Genomic DNA, 14,631 nt, shown 5'->3' on the forward strand with positions numbered 1-14,631 from the left:
GGAACTTGAAAAAATCAAGAAAATAGAGCTGGAAAATGGAGAAACAATAATTACAGAACTCACAAGGAAGCAAAAAGATATTATGGGAAAGTTGGAATTATGCGCTTAAAAAGGCGGAAGTTAGGTTGATAATCTTTTGCCTAATTTCTTGAGAATCAATTCTTTCGATCTCATATTCAGGCTTAACAAACTCAAGTTTTTTGGTTTTTTCTGTTAAATAATGGCTTAACTCCCTGGTTTTTAAGAGTAAAACAGACCCCCAAGTTGTTTGTTTATCCCCCTAACCCACAGTTTTTTTTAACATGTTAGAAAACTCATTAACTATTTTTTTGGCTCCAAGTCCCTTTAACCTTAAATTATAATTTTCAGTTACAACAAAATCTTTTTTATCCATTGTGTTATTTTCAATCAGGTTGATAACAGCTAAATCAACGAGGAATCTAAAAGGCTCCTGAAGGTCATAGCTAAACTATTTTTGCTTGGGGTCACTCATAAAAAACCAACGTGAACATCCAACCCAGCAGTCTTAATGGCTCTCAAGCCCTCAGCTTCAAGCAAAGCATACCCATAAGTTCACATTTCAATATTTTTTCTGTTCCAGACAATTTTGACTTCTCTTTTATCCTCAAATAAAAAACGGTTTAACCATGAAAATTGAAGGTATGTAAATTTGGTATTCATAAGACTGAACAAAAAAGTTTATAATTATCAACACGAATTTACTTTAAAATTGATAATGTGATTTAATGTGGGAAACAGTATAAAATTAATCAATTTTTAATGTTTTAATGATGATGAAAATAATGTTAGAGTGATTTGAAAAGGAGAGCCTATGAAACACTTAATTACAAAAGATACGCCTGTTACGGAAGAAGCGCTTAATGTCATTGCCCATTTGCCCACGAAAAGTCTTCCTGCGATAGTTGAAGATGAATTCTTCGTTAAACTGAGCGACCGCAATATTATGCAGATAGCAGTTTTACTTGCGCAAAAAAGCTATGATGAGGGAGGCTGTCCTATCGGGGGCATCATCATCGATAACAATACGCGCCGGATTGTCGGCAAAGGGCATAATACGCTTGTGCAGGACAACGACCCTTACAACCACGGGGAAACTTCGGCCATACGCGATGCGGGACGGCAGGACTTCAGCAATACCACGATTTTCACAACACTCAGCCCCTGCGACATTTGCGCCACATTGATATATATGCGTCAATTCGACCGCGTGGTCGTCGGGGATGTTACGAACGCCTCGGGCAATGAACAGATGCTGCGCGAGAAGGGCGTCAAAGTCGATATCCTTGAAGATCCTATGGGAATAACATTGTATGCGAAATATCGAGCCGAAAAACCGGAGCTCGACATGGAAGACTGGAAAGGTCTGGCTGCCGTTCGCAAGGCCCGACCGGACTTTGCTTAATAAAGGAGACGATCTCAAAAACGAATACCATATTAACATTAGAAACTTAACATTTGAAACTTAACATTCGAAACTTAACATTCGAAACTTAACATTATAAACTCAACATTATAAACTCAACATTATAAACTCAACATTATAAACTCAACATTATGTATATCCTACTCGGAAAATTTAAATATGCTATCAAAAACTCTCTCAATATTTTCAATTTTTTATGGGTAACAGGTAAACTTCAATTAACTTTCATGAGTACAGCACAAACGTTATGAAATTATTCAAAATGTTGTATCTTATTTCAATTATTTAAAAAACACTTACAAACAGTGAAGTTTTCTCCACACGTTATTTTGATGCAAGTAAAGGATTATATTATTTACTTGCATTCTTGAGAATCAACCCTTTAACCCCCAAATTCAGGAATAAAATCCGGTTTTTTGGTTTTCCCTATAAGGCAATGGCCAAACTCCTTAACTTTTAAGAGTAAAAGGAATGACCAGATACTACTAAAAATGAGGCGTTTTTTTGGAAGATATTTGTTGGGGGTAATCATTACAGAGACTATATAAAAACAAAAATTATAAAAATAGGAATGGTAAGTAAAATACTTACTTTTTAAAATGTATCCAACAATAGGCTTACGCTTTAATAATAAGTGTCTTATGAACCCACAACAACCCATTATAACCAGTGCACCTGATAGTCAGACCACTAATATAATAACCAGTCTTTGGAAACTTATGTACCGGATTTTTTAGTTGTGGAGTAATTTTTGTTCCCGAGAGATAGGTTCCATCTCCAAATTCCCAGCAGATATATGTCTCTGTACCTTTTGATAAGTCCTTAAATTGCACCACTCGTGGATCAGTACTAGAAGCGGCTACTGCTGTATAATCAATGGAATTACCTCCACCGGTTAGACGTTGTGTTGCTGGAGGAGTTCCTGCACCAAGGGGAGTTTTGTATATATTAAGGGATGCAGAAGCTGATGTAGACAATAAAGTCAAGACCGTTAATACGGTGAAAACAGATAATGTTATTTTCCATATAGACTTTCTATTATTTTTCATTTTTATTCTCCTATTTTTTATTCTAAGTTTGATCCTGGAACACTCCTAATCAAAAATAATAGGGGAAGTTAACATATAAACATACTTATATTCTTGAGGTTTAATAAAAATAGAGGCGCACCTTTAAAGCTTTATAAAGCTTTATTTTTGCATCTAAAAGATTACAACAATCTAAATTAATTAAACAATAGTCTAAGGAGTTACAAGCTTAAAAAGAAGGATTATGAGAAGGTTATGAGATTATAGATATTAATACAGTTATTTATTTCCAGCAGGGATCGCCGCATCTGTGGAAAGCCAACTTTGGCCCCCTTGACCTTAAAAACGTATCCTCTTCAAAATATATAGGGAAAAATAAATTTAACACATTTGTGAACTATAGAAAGATTTACCTGAGTCTGAGAAACATACTCAAGAATCATATTAAGCTTACACTACACAATAAAATTGATACATATTTTGCCGGTGGGAAAATTCTCCATCGAATTAGAAGAAGATACGAATGCTGGGTAATCACATTATCAAAATAGGCAAAAGTATAAGGGAGAGATCACCGTTATAAGCGATTACTAACTTTTAAGCAGTAAATTAATCTTAACTTTTCTGAAGTTGTGCTTATAGCTCTTAATTGTTTTTAATATATCTTAAATATATGAATATGAAAAAGCAATTAAGTAGCTTTTTCAGACAAATCATGGAAAGTATAACTATGAATAATTTTAAAAAACTAGGTCTCAGTAATGCTGTTTTGAAATCAATAGATGAACATGGCTTTGAAAGCCCTACAGCAATACAGGAAAAATCAATTCCCCTAATACTTGCTGGGGAAGATGTTATAGCCGGAGCCGCAACAGGTTCCGGAAAAACACTCGCATTTGCTTCCGGCATATTACAAAATTCCGAAAAAGGAAAAGGAATTCAGGCTTTGATCCTGACCCCTACAAGAGAACTGGCGGAGCAGGTGGCAAATTCGTTCAGGGAATTCTCAAAACACGACCCGTTAAAAATCGCATCTATCTATGGCGGTGTAGGGATCAATCCACAAATTAAAGAATTAAAGAATGCCGAGGTTGTTGTAGGAACACCCGGTAGGCTACTCGATCATATCAGCAGAAATACAATCAAATTCAATAATGTGAAAACCCTTGTCCTTGATGAGGCAGACCATATGTTTGATATGGGATTCAAAGTGGATGTAGAAAAAATTATCAAGGAATGTCCTCAAAAAAGGCAGACCCTTTTGTTCTCTGCGACTATTACAAAAGATGTTGTCCAACTTTCCCGCAAGTACATGAAAAACCCGGTTAAAGTATCAGTAGAGTCTTATATCGACCCGCAAAAATTGAATCAGGTCGTTTATAAAGTACAAGACGAAATGAAATTATCTCTGCTCGTGTACCTTCTACAAAATGAGAAGTCAAACCTCGGGATGGTTTTCTGCAACACAAAAAGAAACACTGACAAAGTCGCAAAAAACCTGAGAAAATCAGGTATCAATGCCGTGGCAATTCATGGTGGATTGACACAGAACGAACGAACTCGCATAATGGAAAAATTCCATTCCGGGAACATAGGTGTCCTTGTATGCACAGATGTAGCCGGAAGAGGACTTGATATACAGGGTGTTTCCCATGTTTACAATTATGATATTCCCAGGGAGAGTAAACAGTATATTCACAGGATTGGAAGAACTGCACGAGCAGGAACAAAAGGAAAAGCGATAAATATCCTTTCCAAAAATGACCATGCTAATTTCATGAGTGTGCTGAAAGACAATGATGTGGATATTAAGGAACAGACACTACCTGCTCTGAAGAAGATTGTAATTGAAAGACCGGAAATAAGATTACCAAAGCCGGTAAATAGGATGAACAGCCCCTCCAGAAAAGGTAAGCAACATACCATGCATAAAAACTATTAGACACCGTTCGTCTGTGCATTGCATTATAACTAACCATTGATCGATTGGCATCGTCAGGAGCAATGGACTGCTCCTGCAAAAACCGAGGCACGAGAATAAGAACGACGGCCAGTTCGTGCCACTACGATGTCAAAATGCACCCTTCCGATGCCTTCGGACCAATGGGCAGAGGTCGTTGCCTGCGGGGTGGGAGATTTATGCTAAAATCAAATTGCGTGCGGCTACCCAACCAAAACAGGCTGCCCTACAATTACCTCCATTAATATCTGAACTCCTTCTTCTCCAATTTAAAAGCCTTAAATGTCTTTTTTACCATATTTTTATCCTGAAATTGAATTGTCGGACAGCCTGTTCAGGACGGGGTATTCGTGACCCTCCATGCTCCCGATGTAATAAACCTGTAGCCTTTGGGCAGTTTATAAGTTATATTCCTGCACACTCAGTGCTTCCTGTTCCAAACTTCAGCGCCAGTGCTACAAGTAGTTATGTTCCTCTTTCTGTCCAGTTTACAGACAATTCTCAAAATGCAGCTGGATGGAACTGGAACTCTGGAGATGGAGCTACTTCAACCGATCAGAACCCAATACATATCTACTCAGCAGCAGCCTATACTGTCAGGTTGACAGTAAGTAACGGAAACAATGTTGCCTCCAAAACTGCTACGATTATCTGTACTGGAAAGCAACTCTGATGACGATAGTAACTCAGGTGGGGGAAGCAGCCACAGCAGCGGTGGAAGCAGCCACAGCAGTGGGGGAAGCAGAAGTGGTGGAAGCAGCAGCGGCGGAAACAGCAGCGTTGGCGGTGGTGGCGTTTCTCCTGAATCTTCCAGAAACGTTGAAGTAAAGGGACTTTCCCAGGTCTTCATTACAAACGGAAAAGCTGTAAAGTTTGGTTTCACGAAGAACGCTACTTCTGTCATGTATATCACTTTTGATTCAAAGAAGACTGTTGGCAAGACAACAATCATTGTTTAGATGCTGAAAAATAAATCTACGCTTACCCCGGATGTACCCACAGGTGAGGTCTATAACTACCTGAATATCTGGATTGGAAACGGTAGGTATACAACTGAAAAGAATATCGAAAACCCTGAAATCGGCTTCAAGGTTGAAAAGGCCTGGATACAGGATGAAAAGATAGACCGGTCTTCGATTACCCTGAACAGATTCAGCAACAAAACATGGGAACAGCTACCAATCAGCCTGTTAAGTGAAGATGAAGAATACCTGTCTTTAACAACCAAAACCCCGGGATAATCTCCCTTTACAATAACAGGGAAGACAAATGCCTCTGAAGAAACTGTAACTGAAATACAGCCTGGAGATAAGTCTGACAACTCTGAAGAAAACACGAAGGATACCGGATCGGAAGCTAATCAAGAATCCGAACAGGAAGCAAGTACAGGCATGCCGGGCTTTGAAATCATTTATGGCATAGCTGGCTTGCTTAGCGTATTCCTTTATATAAAAAAGTAAAAAGGAGAAATACAAGGTTAAATGTGAAAAACAACGGATGAAAGGGAAATCCTTTCATCTTTTTTTGTACACTTTTGTGTTCAATAGATCGGTCATGTGAGTCAGTTACTGAAAACCGCAAACCTAAGAGTGGTTTTCAAATATGGACAAAGAAGGCAGACGTGCCCGTTTTGCCAGATTAAATCAATAACTCACGGACACGACCCATGGTATTTATCATGATTTATGTTTATAAAATACAGTTATATACTATATTGTTTTACTATTGTATGCATATAATAATATAATACTACGTATTTCAGGCCGGGATTTTATAGTTTTTTAATAGGGGTCTAAAAGTCCGAAATCCTGAGATGGCCATCGATTGATATGTCCATCCTGGTAACTAAGTCCTGAAAATAAAAACACAAGAGACACAAAATTCTCGATGTACTTCTACAGAAGTGAAAACTAGATGTTACTCAAAGAAAACAAAATAGTAGAAAAAATTTGTGAAATTCCAGTTACACTTGAAGATGTCTCCGAAAACATTTTTGAAGGTGTAAGTACAAAAAACATTCTGATGCATAGGCTTATCCTTCCTGAGGAAAGCGGTTCAGATTCATATTATCTTTGCGAAGGCCTGTGTAAACCTGTATTTTCAGAACCTGAAATTGTCTATCCGTATATATCAGGAGCACTTTCAGAAAAATTTGCGTGCTCTTCACCTTATCGTTTTATGCTGCCTTATGAGCTTTCCGAGGGGGATAAAAAGAAAGAATACAATGTAGTTCCCCCTGAAGAGCTGGAGGCAAGGTTCCCAATGGCTTACAGGAGAATTCTGGAATTCAAAAATCAGTTCCGTCACGATATCTCCCCTCTTAACTCCGAAGACTATAGTATAAAGGGAAAAAAGCTTCTGGAGTATTTTAACACTCCTAAGATTATTGCAACTGAAGGCTATCATCTTCAGGCTGCATACGATGCTGTTGGGAATTCTGTGTTTGGGGACGGCTGCGGGATTGTTCTCAAAGACCCGAGTAAGTATCCTTATGTTACTGCAGTTTTAAACAGTCCGATTGCCAGGCTCTTTCCTGCGGTGTGTAAGTCTGAAATGATCTTCTCGGATTATACAGCTCCTACAGTCCTGAAACGTTTCCCAATCGTATTTCCGGATAACAGGCTAACTGAGAATCTCATAAATACTGTCTCAAGTTACCTTGTTTTCCTGAACAGGCAGAAATATGCAACACATTACGAGGTCCCGGAATGGCTTCGGGAACTTGCAGGTTTTTACGAGCAGATTTCAAGCCTTCTGATCCTGGATTCTTACTTCTTAAACGATATTGATCCACGGCTTCTGGACACCCTTGAAGAAAATATCCATCCCTATGCCGGAGATATGGACTCTGAAGACAGTGACAGCCTTCTGAATGCACTGTATTATATAAAACAACAGATTCTTGAAACCTCAGGTTCCGGAAAATTCAAATTTAATATGGGTTTGCCTGGAATGCTCAGTTTTCCCTCAAAGCAGTGAAGAACTCTGAGCAATCCTTTTTGATTTTATCCCAGAAAACCCAAGCTTTTAATTTTTACTTATTAGGACTTACTCACTTGAAATATAAAATCAAACGCAATAGACGTTTGGGTCAACGTTGTTTTTTAGACAGTTACAAGTTCAATGCTATTTATTTCTCAGTTCAACTGCGTAAGTTCTATATTGAAAAAAATAACGGAGAAATGAAAAGTGTTAACTAACGGATTAGTCGGAGTTAGGTTTGATAATGAACTTCATTTATGTTATAAGTCGCATGATTGTGGTCCTGAAGAATTAGGGGCAGAAGTTGTATCATTTGTAAGGGGACTTCAGAGGGACTCTTTACGAATGAAGATCTTTAAGGAAAACATTAGAAAAGTTGAATGGGTTGATGAGATAGATAACCCGACTACAGAGCAAGCTGAAAAATTAATCAGAGACCCGGAAATTTTAGAGTCTTTGAAGTATAACGAAGATTGGTATACTCAATTTTCATTTGATCCGATGGCATGTTTTGAGTACGTAATTCTTTTTGGACTGCCAATCATTCCCGAAAATCGAGAGTATTCATTAGGAGAAACTACTGGCTTAATCGCATATGCGTATGTGATGGATTTAAATCGTGATGTCCTTGAATTATATCGTAGTGGGCACAAGATAGGGGAGTTTTCTTTTCAAGCGCTTTTGGACCTGGTAAAAGCTGATTGGGGGAGAATGTCATCCACATGGGAAGATTATTGAATTTTTTTCCTGCTATCCCATTGAAATTAGAAAGCAGAGCATCCACATGGGATGATTATTGAATTTTTATCCTGCTATACCCCATTGAAATTAGAAAGCAGAGTAATGCAGGAAAGCAGAATAATGCAGGAAAGCAGAGTAATGCAATTGATTAGGTTGTGAGTCAGTAAACAAAACGGTTAGAGGAATTTTAACAAAGAGAAGTAGAATGTTAGTTTTATTTTTTGTCTTCTCTATTCCATTCCATTAAAGCCTTCTCAATAGATACCAACGTGAACATAGTAGTATTGAATATCTCGTCCGGGTGTTGCGACAGCCAACTGATTTCGTCGAGAACGTCTTTTGGGAGCCTAACAAGGTCGTTCTGGTCTTCTCCTATCTTCATGAAATATTCAGTATATCGTGAACCGTACCTGCTTTTATCACTTGCAGTGATAGAAATATACTGAGTAAATGACCCATCATTCAATATATCTCTTGAATATCTGTATTGAATTTCTTTAACACAATCCGAGTAATCGTTATTCATTCTTCTGATGGTATCTGGAATCGATTCACCAGCTTTCTGCAAAGCTTTCAGGTCTGAAAATACACTGTTAGAAAGTCTGAAAGTTTTGTATTGCTTCATACCACTACTCGTACAGTTAAGATGTATAAATAGACTACTAAACAAGTATAGTATTTCGCTGAAAATCCTCCCTCTTTTTATCCTCTCCATTTACCTCAGACACTCCACTACTTTCCTAACCCTTAATTTCCGTTTCAACCACTCCTCAACGAGAAGCACAAACATTCCAAATATTCCGGAAGAACGACAATGAACATTTCTATCAGATTAGAAGAAGAAAAGGACTTCAAAAGTGTAGAATACATGACAAGAGAAGCATTCTGGGATTTATACAAACCAGGATGTGATGAACATCTTGTATTGCATAAAATAAGAAAAGTACCTGCATTTGTAAAAGAATTGGATTTTGTTGCATGCGATAAGGATGCAATCGTCGGCAATATTATCTATTCAAGAGCTAAGGTCCTGAATGAGGAAAATAAAGAATTTGAAGTTTTATGTATGGGCCCATTTGCAGTATTACCCTCATATCAAAAGCAGGGGATTGGTTCTTTATTAATGAATCATTCTATCGAAAAAGCAAGGCAGCTGGGATATAAGGGTATTATTATTTTTGGAAATCCCGACTATTATCATCGTTTTGGTTTTGTCAATGCTAAAGAATATAATATCCAGAAATCCTGGGGTGATGATCTTGATGCATTTATGGCATTGGAACTCTACGATGGCAGCTTGAGGGGCATTTCGGGAAAATTTTATGAGGACGAGGTTTTTAAAATAGAAAATGAGGAGCTGGAGGATTTTGAAAAGCAATTTCCCTACAAAGAGAAGCATGTTACGGACACTCAATTAAAACTATAAATAAAGAAGAACACCACAAATTAATTTTTTTTCAATATTTAAAATGTTAATTATATAAAAAGTCATTTTTTTGTGCACTGTTTGCAGGTTAATGCACAAACCTTTTTTTTTCGGAAGTTATATGAACAAAATAAAAGTTATTTATCTTTTTAGGAAGGGTCGCAAAAATGGTATATATTTTGCATTTACTCGTGGGTATGTCGGCAGTAAACGCGGTATTCCTACATGATGCAGAATGAGTGAGTTCAGAAAAGCACATGTTGAATAGATGTATAAAAATTAGACAGTTTCGTCATAAAAAGAGAATATAAATTGTATTGGGAACCTAATTTTTTGTAGGTTCCATGTATTTACCTTTTATATAATCTATAAAACTTAAGGATAAAATGCCCGCTAAAAACAAGATAAAAATATAGCAATTCCAAATAACCAATACTGTCACCATGGAGATAAACCCATCATAAAAACCAAATGGATGCATTAACAATAACAAAAAAAGACAAGTGAAGAACAAATTAAGACTTACCGAATAACCAATAAGTAATGCATATTTGTTTAAGGATATTTCTCCGAGTACTACATAAAAAATTACTAAAAATGCAGTTGTAGTTCCATATATCGGAGCCATTGTAGCTATTAATTTCTCAGGATCTATTGTAAAATAATTCGGATTCACAAAATAAGGTAAACCAGTAATAATGAGTATATTAAGAGTTATATTCAAAACAATGTTATCTTTTATTTTAGTAGCACTCATTAAATTTATTTATGATGTTTTGAGATTTATACTTTTCTTGTGCCTCTAAGAATTACAAAACTTCCATCACGGCTTACTACTTTCCATATTCTCCGGAAGCAGCTTAATGTTTAGCCTGCTATTCTCCTGAATAAGGGTTTGAATGTAAACTATTTATGCATTTTCTCTTTATCTTTTGATCTGATCATCCTTTCTTCACCTAATGTTCCACAAACCGACTCCAGAACTCGATTGACTCAAAGCCGCGCCGAACTATAAAATAGTGTTTTGAGTTTCCAGCCGGTGGTGGAGACAATTTTCCTTCAGGTTTTATCCCATGCTCTCCCTGGTTAATTAGTTTTTATCCTTCCTGAATGCCCGTAAATTGCATCTCACCTTCTTTCTTTTCACGCGCCGCGCTCCGCTTGAACCCGCCCGCGTACGGTAGATAAAAATGAAATCATCAGCCGCGCCGGGAAGTCTGACCCCCCAATATCAATCATGTAGCCGGGGACGACCAGAATTTTAGCTTCAGAATAATTCCTGCAGGTCATCAGGAAAGTGAAAGTATTCGGTTGAGCCGTTTAAAAGGCAAAAATCAAAAAATCGATTAATTCATTACGGGCGTTTATTGATAACGCACACAGAAGCCGACATAAGCAATCTTATCAGAAGAGATGTAGATCATATCCAAGATGAAATCAATAACTGGACAAAGAAAAATGGTAAGCCTGCAAGCAAGTCCATTAAACATTTAATGAAAGTCATGATAAGACGATTCCTGATTAAATATGGGAAGAGTATTGGGAACAAGGAAATGGGAAAGGTAGCAGAGTTTGATTTTGCTAAAGTAAAGGGTATTAAATTAGAAACTGAGGACATCTTGACAGAAGATGAAATGAATCGAATCGAATAATTAGCTCCTGCAAAAGTATACGGGATAAAGCAGTTATCTAGCTTCTTTATGAATCAGGCTCCCATGTTGGGGAGATAGAGAAACTAAAAAGCTACATCGCTCTATATCCTAGTATCTTTTCGGTTGTTTATATATCCTATTTCATCTACATGAGGTTTCAGTATTTTTCAGAGGGCTAAAAGATAGATACTATTGAAATGCGTGCTGTTAAATCAAATTTATATATTTCTACAACTTCGTCCTTAAATTGCTTTGTTTTTTTCTCAATTTAACTTATTGAATAATTTTTCTAATGTGCCTCCTTTTAATGAATATATATCTCAAAAACTGCATTTTATCCGAATAAATCCGATAAGCCATCTTAAATATAATATTCATGAAAGCATAATATATCAGATATTATATAAATATAAAAATGGTGTATGGATTTTTAGGCTAGCTTACCACATACAACAACGTAGAGTAGAAGTCACATGTATAACATCGTTCGGGGGAGTAAGTTGAGTCAAATTAGTGACAAATATAATCAACCTGGAATAAAAAATCTTCTTGGTCAGGCCACAACTGAAGAGCAAGTATGCATAGATGGAGTTGGACATTATCAGCACTTCCAGGGAGGATCCATATACTGGTCCCCTGCAACTGGCGCTCACGAGATTCACGGAGCTATTAATGCCAAGTAGTCATCTCTTGGTTGGGAACGTGAATTTCCTGGATACCCTACCACTGATGAATCAGTTACACCTGATATTATGATGGGGGAACGATATGCTTGAAAATGCCCGAAAAGAAGAGCAACAGAGAAAAGCCTCTGAAAGGTATTATAGCCGGCAGAAAACTGCTGAAGCGGAGCAGCTAGGCGAGAGATTCAGACGTGAAATCGTCAGGCCCTTGACGGAGGCACAACCAATAGAGAGGCGCCTGATTTTTCTTGAACCAGGTGATGGTCTGGCCCTAGAGAGGATCATTGGAGAGAGCGATCTTGTCGACATCTCCTTTCTGGAACTTGGACTGCTCGCGGCCAGACCCGTATGCAGGATCCAGATCGTGAATCCCTTCGGCAGGCCAGAGGGTTACGGCACGGGCTTTCTTGTCGGCCCAAATCTGCTGCTGACAAATAACCACGTCCTCGATACAGCAGAGCTGGCAAGGAAGAGTTTTGCAGAGTTCGAATTTGAGCAAGATATAAACGGTCGACGAAAGACATCCAAATCCTTCGACCTGCGACCCGACGAGATCTTCGTCACCGATCCGGACCTGGACTTCACACTGGTATCCGTGGCCCCCGTTGCCACAGAAGGGACAGAGCTTACCGATTACGGATTACTGCGTCTCGTGGAAGACACCGGCAAGGTCCGGACCGGCGAATACGTCTCCATCATTCAGCATCCTGAGGGCGGTCTCAAGCATTGCTGCCTGCGGGAGAACGAAGTTGTAGATATCTTCGACAACTGGCTGCACTATCTGACCGACACTCAGCCAGGATCCTCAGGTTCGCCCATATTCAACGATCAGTGGCTTGTTGTGGGCCTGCACCACTCAGGAGTACCGATGAAAGATGCCCAGGGCAACATCCTCAAGACAGACGGTCAGCCCTATCGAGAAGGCATCGATAATCCCAGCACCATAGCCTGGGTGGCCAATGAGGGCGTGCGCATCAGCCGCATTTTCCAGGCACTGGAGTCGCGCAGCGAGAACGATCCGATGGCGGCTGAAGCTCTGCGAAGGCTTAGCAGCCATGGCACCGGTCCGGTCGGACCTGCGATCATAACCACCCCAAAACCGATCACCGGAGCAGCAATGGAGCTGGGAGAACTACCCGCGGAACATTACCTCCTGGCGGATGGCTACAACCCCGATTTCCTGGGCTCTCAGCACCAGCTGCCTCTTCCCAAGCTGGCCGATAATCTCCAGTCCAAAGTCGCAAAGCTCAAGGACGGAGGTGAGATTCTCACCTACCTACACTTCTCCATTGTGATGAATGCTGATCGAAGGCTGGCCTTCTATACCGCGGCAAATATTGACGGCAAGAATCTGAAGAACATCAAACGCGACCGCGACAAATGGTACTTTGATCCACGCCTCAACCCGATGTATCAGGCCGGACCCCAATTGTATGCAGGCAATCCACTTGATCGCGGACATCTGGTTCGCCGGCTGGATCCCTGCTGGGGGCCAAATGCCAGGGACGCGGGAGAGGATACATTCCATTTCACGAACTGCTCACCTCAGCACGCGCGCTTCAACCAGCGTGATTGGCTCGAAGTGGAAAACTACATACTGAAGACTGCAGATAATGCCAATGTGCAGATATCAGTATTCACCGGTCCCGTCTTCCGCGAAGACGATATGATTTATCGCAATGAGTACCTCCTGCCAGCCGATTTCTGGAAGATGGTGGCCTTCGTCAATAAGAACGGGAAGCTCAGCGCCACTGCCTACCTGCGCACGCAGAAGAATTATCTGGAGAGCATGGAGTTCTTCGATGATGAGTTCAAGACCTGGCAAGTGCCGGTAGCGCAGGTTGAGGCACTGACCGGCCTATCATTCGGCTTGCCTGCAGATGCCGATCCAATGGTCCGAGCAGCAGCCGGAATGGGCCTGGAAAGCCAGAGGCGCAATATCCGGAGGATTCGCTCTGCTGCGGACGTAATGCTCTGATACGATCGCTTGATGGTTGTTGCCCCGGATTAGACAATGAAGCACAGTCTTGCCAATGAATTAAAAGGCTCAAGCCGACAAGCTATTTTTTGCGTGTCGGTTTCACTTCTTTTTGTAGGCAAGATCAATGACTGGTATTTTCATATCTTATCCGCCGCGCCCAGCTCCAATTCCTTTCGCATCAGACTGCTATAGGCGACGCTTGACCCGGTGAGCACAACCTTTCAGTGATGCAGCTCGATCAATCCCGAAGCTCCAGCTGGTGCAGGTGGTAGTCGAGCATAGATCTGCCCACCACCGCGCTAATCTCCGGCACGGTGAGCACCACCCGCACTAAATCTTGGGGTAATAAGTAAGTCAAATTTTTTGTACGCCTTTATGGGCTCTTCGTCGTTTTTCCAAAAGTAGCCTGGCCAAAAATAGTCTCACATTTTAAGGTCTGCCTGCAGATACAGACTATATGCAATGGTGACTATATTTTCTAAATACAGATTCTCTAGAAATTATATAAGTTATAGTATAAAATTAAGTATCCTATCATAGGCAATAGACAAAAAAGCAATCAATCAAATTATTGTGAAAAAACATGTTACCTGCCGAAGATAGGATTGTGCGACAAGAAGCTACGTCATAAATTGCCTTCGTGCTACTCTTTCCATTTGGAGTAATCCTACCAGGATGTGCGTTTACAGTAATGTTTAGGTGCAAAGCTCCTGGGACAATGTGAAGACCTCTAA

The 14,631-nt window shown here is 39.6% G+C and carries 14 protein-coding genes and 1 pseudogene; 11 read left to right on the plus strand and 4 right to left on the minus strand.

Translation table 11 applies throughout. The annotated features are described in order from the left end of the window. Positions 1-280: 280 nt before the first annotated feature. Positions 281-418, minus strand: a complete 138-nt coding sequence (locus PHF18_RS17205) for a hypothetical protein (RefSeq protein WP_367279216.1) — start codon at positions 416-418, stop codon at positions 281-283. Between the two features lie 414 nt (positions 419-832). Between PHF18_RS17205 and PHF18_RS17210 the strand changes: the two genes are divergently transcribed. Next, positions 833-1,423, plus strand: a complete 591-nt coding sequence (locus PHF18_RS17210) for a nucleoside deaminase (protein ID WP_300104875.1) — start codon at positions 833-835, stop codon at positions 1,421-1,423. Positions 1,424-2,061: 638 nt separating this feature from the next. Here PHF18_RS17210 and PHF18_RS17215 read toward each other — a convergent pair. Then, positions 2,062-2,493 carry a PKD domain-containing protein gene (locus PHF18_RS17215; protein WP_300104877.1) on the minus strand — a complete coding sequence of 144 codons (432 nt, stop codon included), beginning with the start codon at positions 2,491-2,493 and terminating at the stop codon, positions 2,062-2,064. 652 nt (positions 2,494-3,145) lie between these two features. On the opposite strand from PHF18_RS17215, the gene PHF18_RS17220 reads away from it, so the two are divergent. The 6 genes and pseudogenes from PHF18_RS17220 (at position 3,146) to PHF18_RS17245 (ending at position 8,152) form a co-directional block, all read left to right on the plus strand. Further along, the gene (locus PHF18_RS17220; protein WP_300104878.1) at positions 3,146-4,414 is read left to right on the plus strand and encodes a DEAD/DEAH box helicase; all 1,269 of its coding nucleotides are present in this window, start codon (positions 3,146-3,148) and stop codon (positions 4,412-4,414) included. Positions 4,415-4,856: 442 nt separating this feature from the next. Then, the gene (locus PHF18_RS17225; RefSeq protein ID WP_300104880.1) at positions 4,857-5,105 is read left to right on the plus strand and encodes a PKD domain-containing protein; all 249 of its coding nucleotides are present in this window, start codon (positions 4,857-4,859) and stop codon (positions 5,103-5,105) included. Beyond that, positions 5,056-5,673, plus strand: a pseudogene (locus PHF18_RS17230) (PGF-pre-PGF domain-containing protein). Before PHF18_RS17225 ends, PHF18_RS17230 begins: the two are co-directional and overlap by 50 nt. Before the next feature lie 150 nt (positions 5,674-5,823). Next, a complete protein-coding gene (locus tag PHF18_RS17235; RefSeq protein ID WP_300104894.1) occupies positions 5,824-5,892 on the plus strand; it encodes a PGF-CTERM sorting domain-containing protein in 69 nt (22 codons plus the stop codon). Between the two features lie 454 nt (positions 5,893-6,346). Continuing rightward, entirely contained in the window at positions 6,347-7,411 is a 1,065-nt protein-coding gene (locus PHF18_RS17240; protein ID WP_300104881.1) for a hypothetical protein, read from the plus strand. Between the two features lie 210 nt (positions 7,412-7,621). After that, a complete protein-coding gene (locus PHF18_RS17245; RefSeq protein ID WP_300104883.1) occupies positions 7,622-8,152 on the plus strand; it encodes a hypothetical protein in 531 nt (176 codons plus the stop codon). Positions 8,153-8,369: 217 nt separating this feature from the next. On the opposite strand, the gene PHF18_RS17250 is transcribed toward PHF18_RS17245, so the two are convergent. After that, complete coding sequence (locus tag PHF18_RS17250) at positions 8,370-8,870, minus strand: hypothetical protein (protein WP_300104884.1); 501 nt, start codon at positions 8,868-8,870, stop codon at positions 8,370-8,372. A gap of 99 nt (positions 8,871-8,969) precedes the next feature. Here PHF18_RS17250 and PHF18_RS17255 point away from each other — a divergent pair, with 99 nt between their 5' ends. Further along, positions 8,970-9,581 carry a GNAT family N-acetyltransferase gene (locus PHF18_RS17255; RefSeq protein ID WP_300104886.1) on the plus strand — a complete coding sequence of 204 codons (612 nt, stop codon included), beginning with the start codon at positions 8,970-8,972 and terminating at the stop codon, positions 9,579-9,581. 325 nt (positions 9,582-9,906) lie between these two features. On the opposite strand, the gene PHF18_RS17260 is transcribed toward PHF18_RS17255, so the two are convergent. Further along, positions 9,907-10,338, minus strand: coding sequence for a hypothetical protein (locus PHF18_RS17260; RefSeq protein WP_300104888.1), 432 nt, complete (start codon positions 10,336-10,338; stop codon positions 9,907-9,909). Positions 10,339-10,948: 610 nt separating this feature from the next. Between PHF18_RS17260 and PHF18_RS17265 the strand changes: the two genes are divergently transcribed. The 3 genes from PHF18_RS17265 (at position 10,949) to PHF18_RS17270 (ending at position 13,894) form a co-directional block, all read left to right on the plus strand. After that, positions 10,949-11,233, plus strand: a complete 285-nt coding sequence (locus PHF18_RS17265) for a hypothetical protein (protein WP_300104889.1) — start codon at positions 10,949-10,951, stop codon at positions 11,231-11,233. Positions 11,234-11,706: 473 nt separating this feature from the next. After that, complete coding sequence (locus PHF18_RS18150; RefSeq protein WP_367279215.1) at positions 11,707-11,916, plus strand: hypothetical protein; 210 nt, start codon at positions 11,707-11,709, stop codon at positions 11,914-11,916. An 85-nt stretch (positions 11,917-12,001) separates the two neighbouring features. Further along, positions 12,002-13,894 (plus strand): DNA/RNA non-specific endonuclease, encoded by a 1,893-nt coding sequence (locus tag PHF18_RS17270; protein ID WP_300104890.1) that lies wholly within the window; start codon positions 12,002-12,004, stop codon positions 13,892-13,894. Positions 13,895-14,631 lie beyond the last annotated feature (737 nt).

It is taken from the genome of Methanosarcina sp. (assembly GCF_028693135.1).
Taxonomy (GTDB): domain Archaea; phylum Halobacteriota; class Methanosarcinia; order Methanosarcinales; family Methanosarcinaceae; genus Methanosarcina.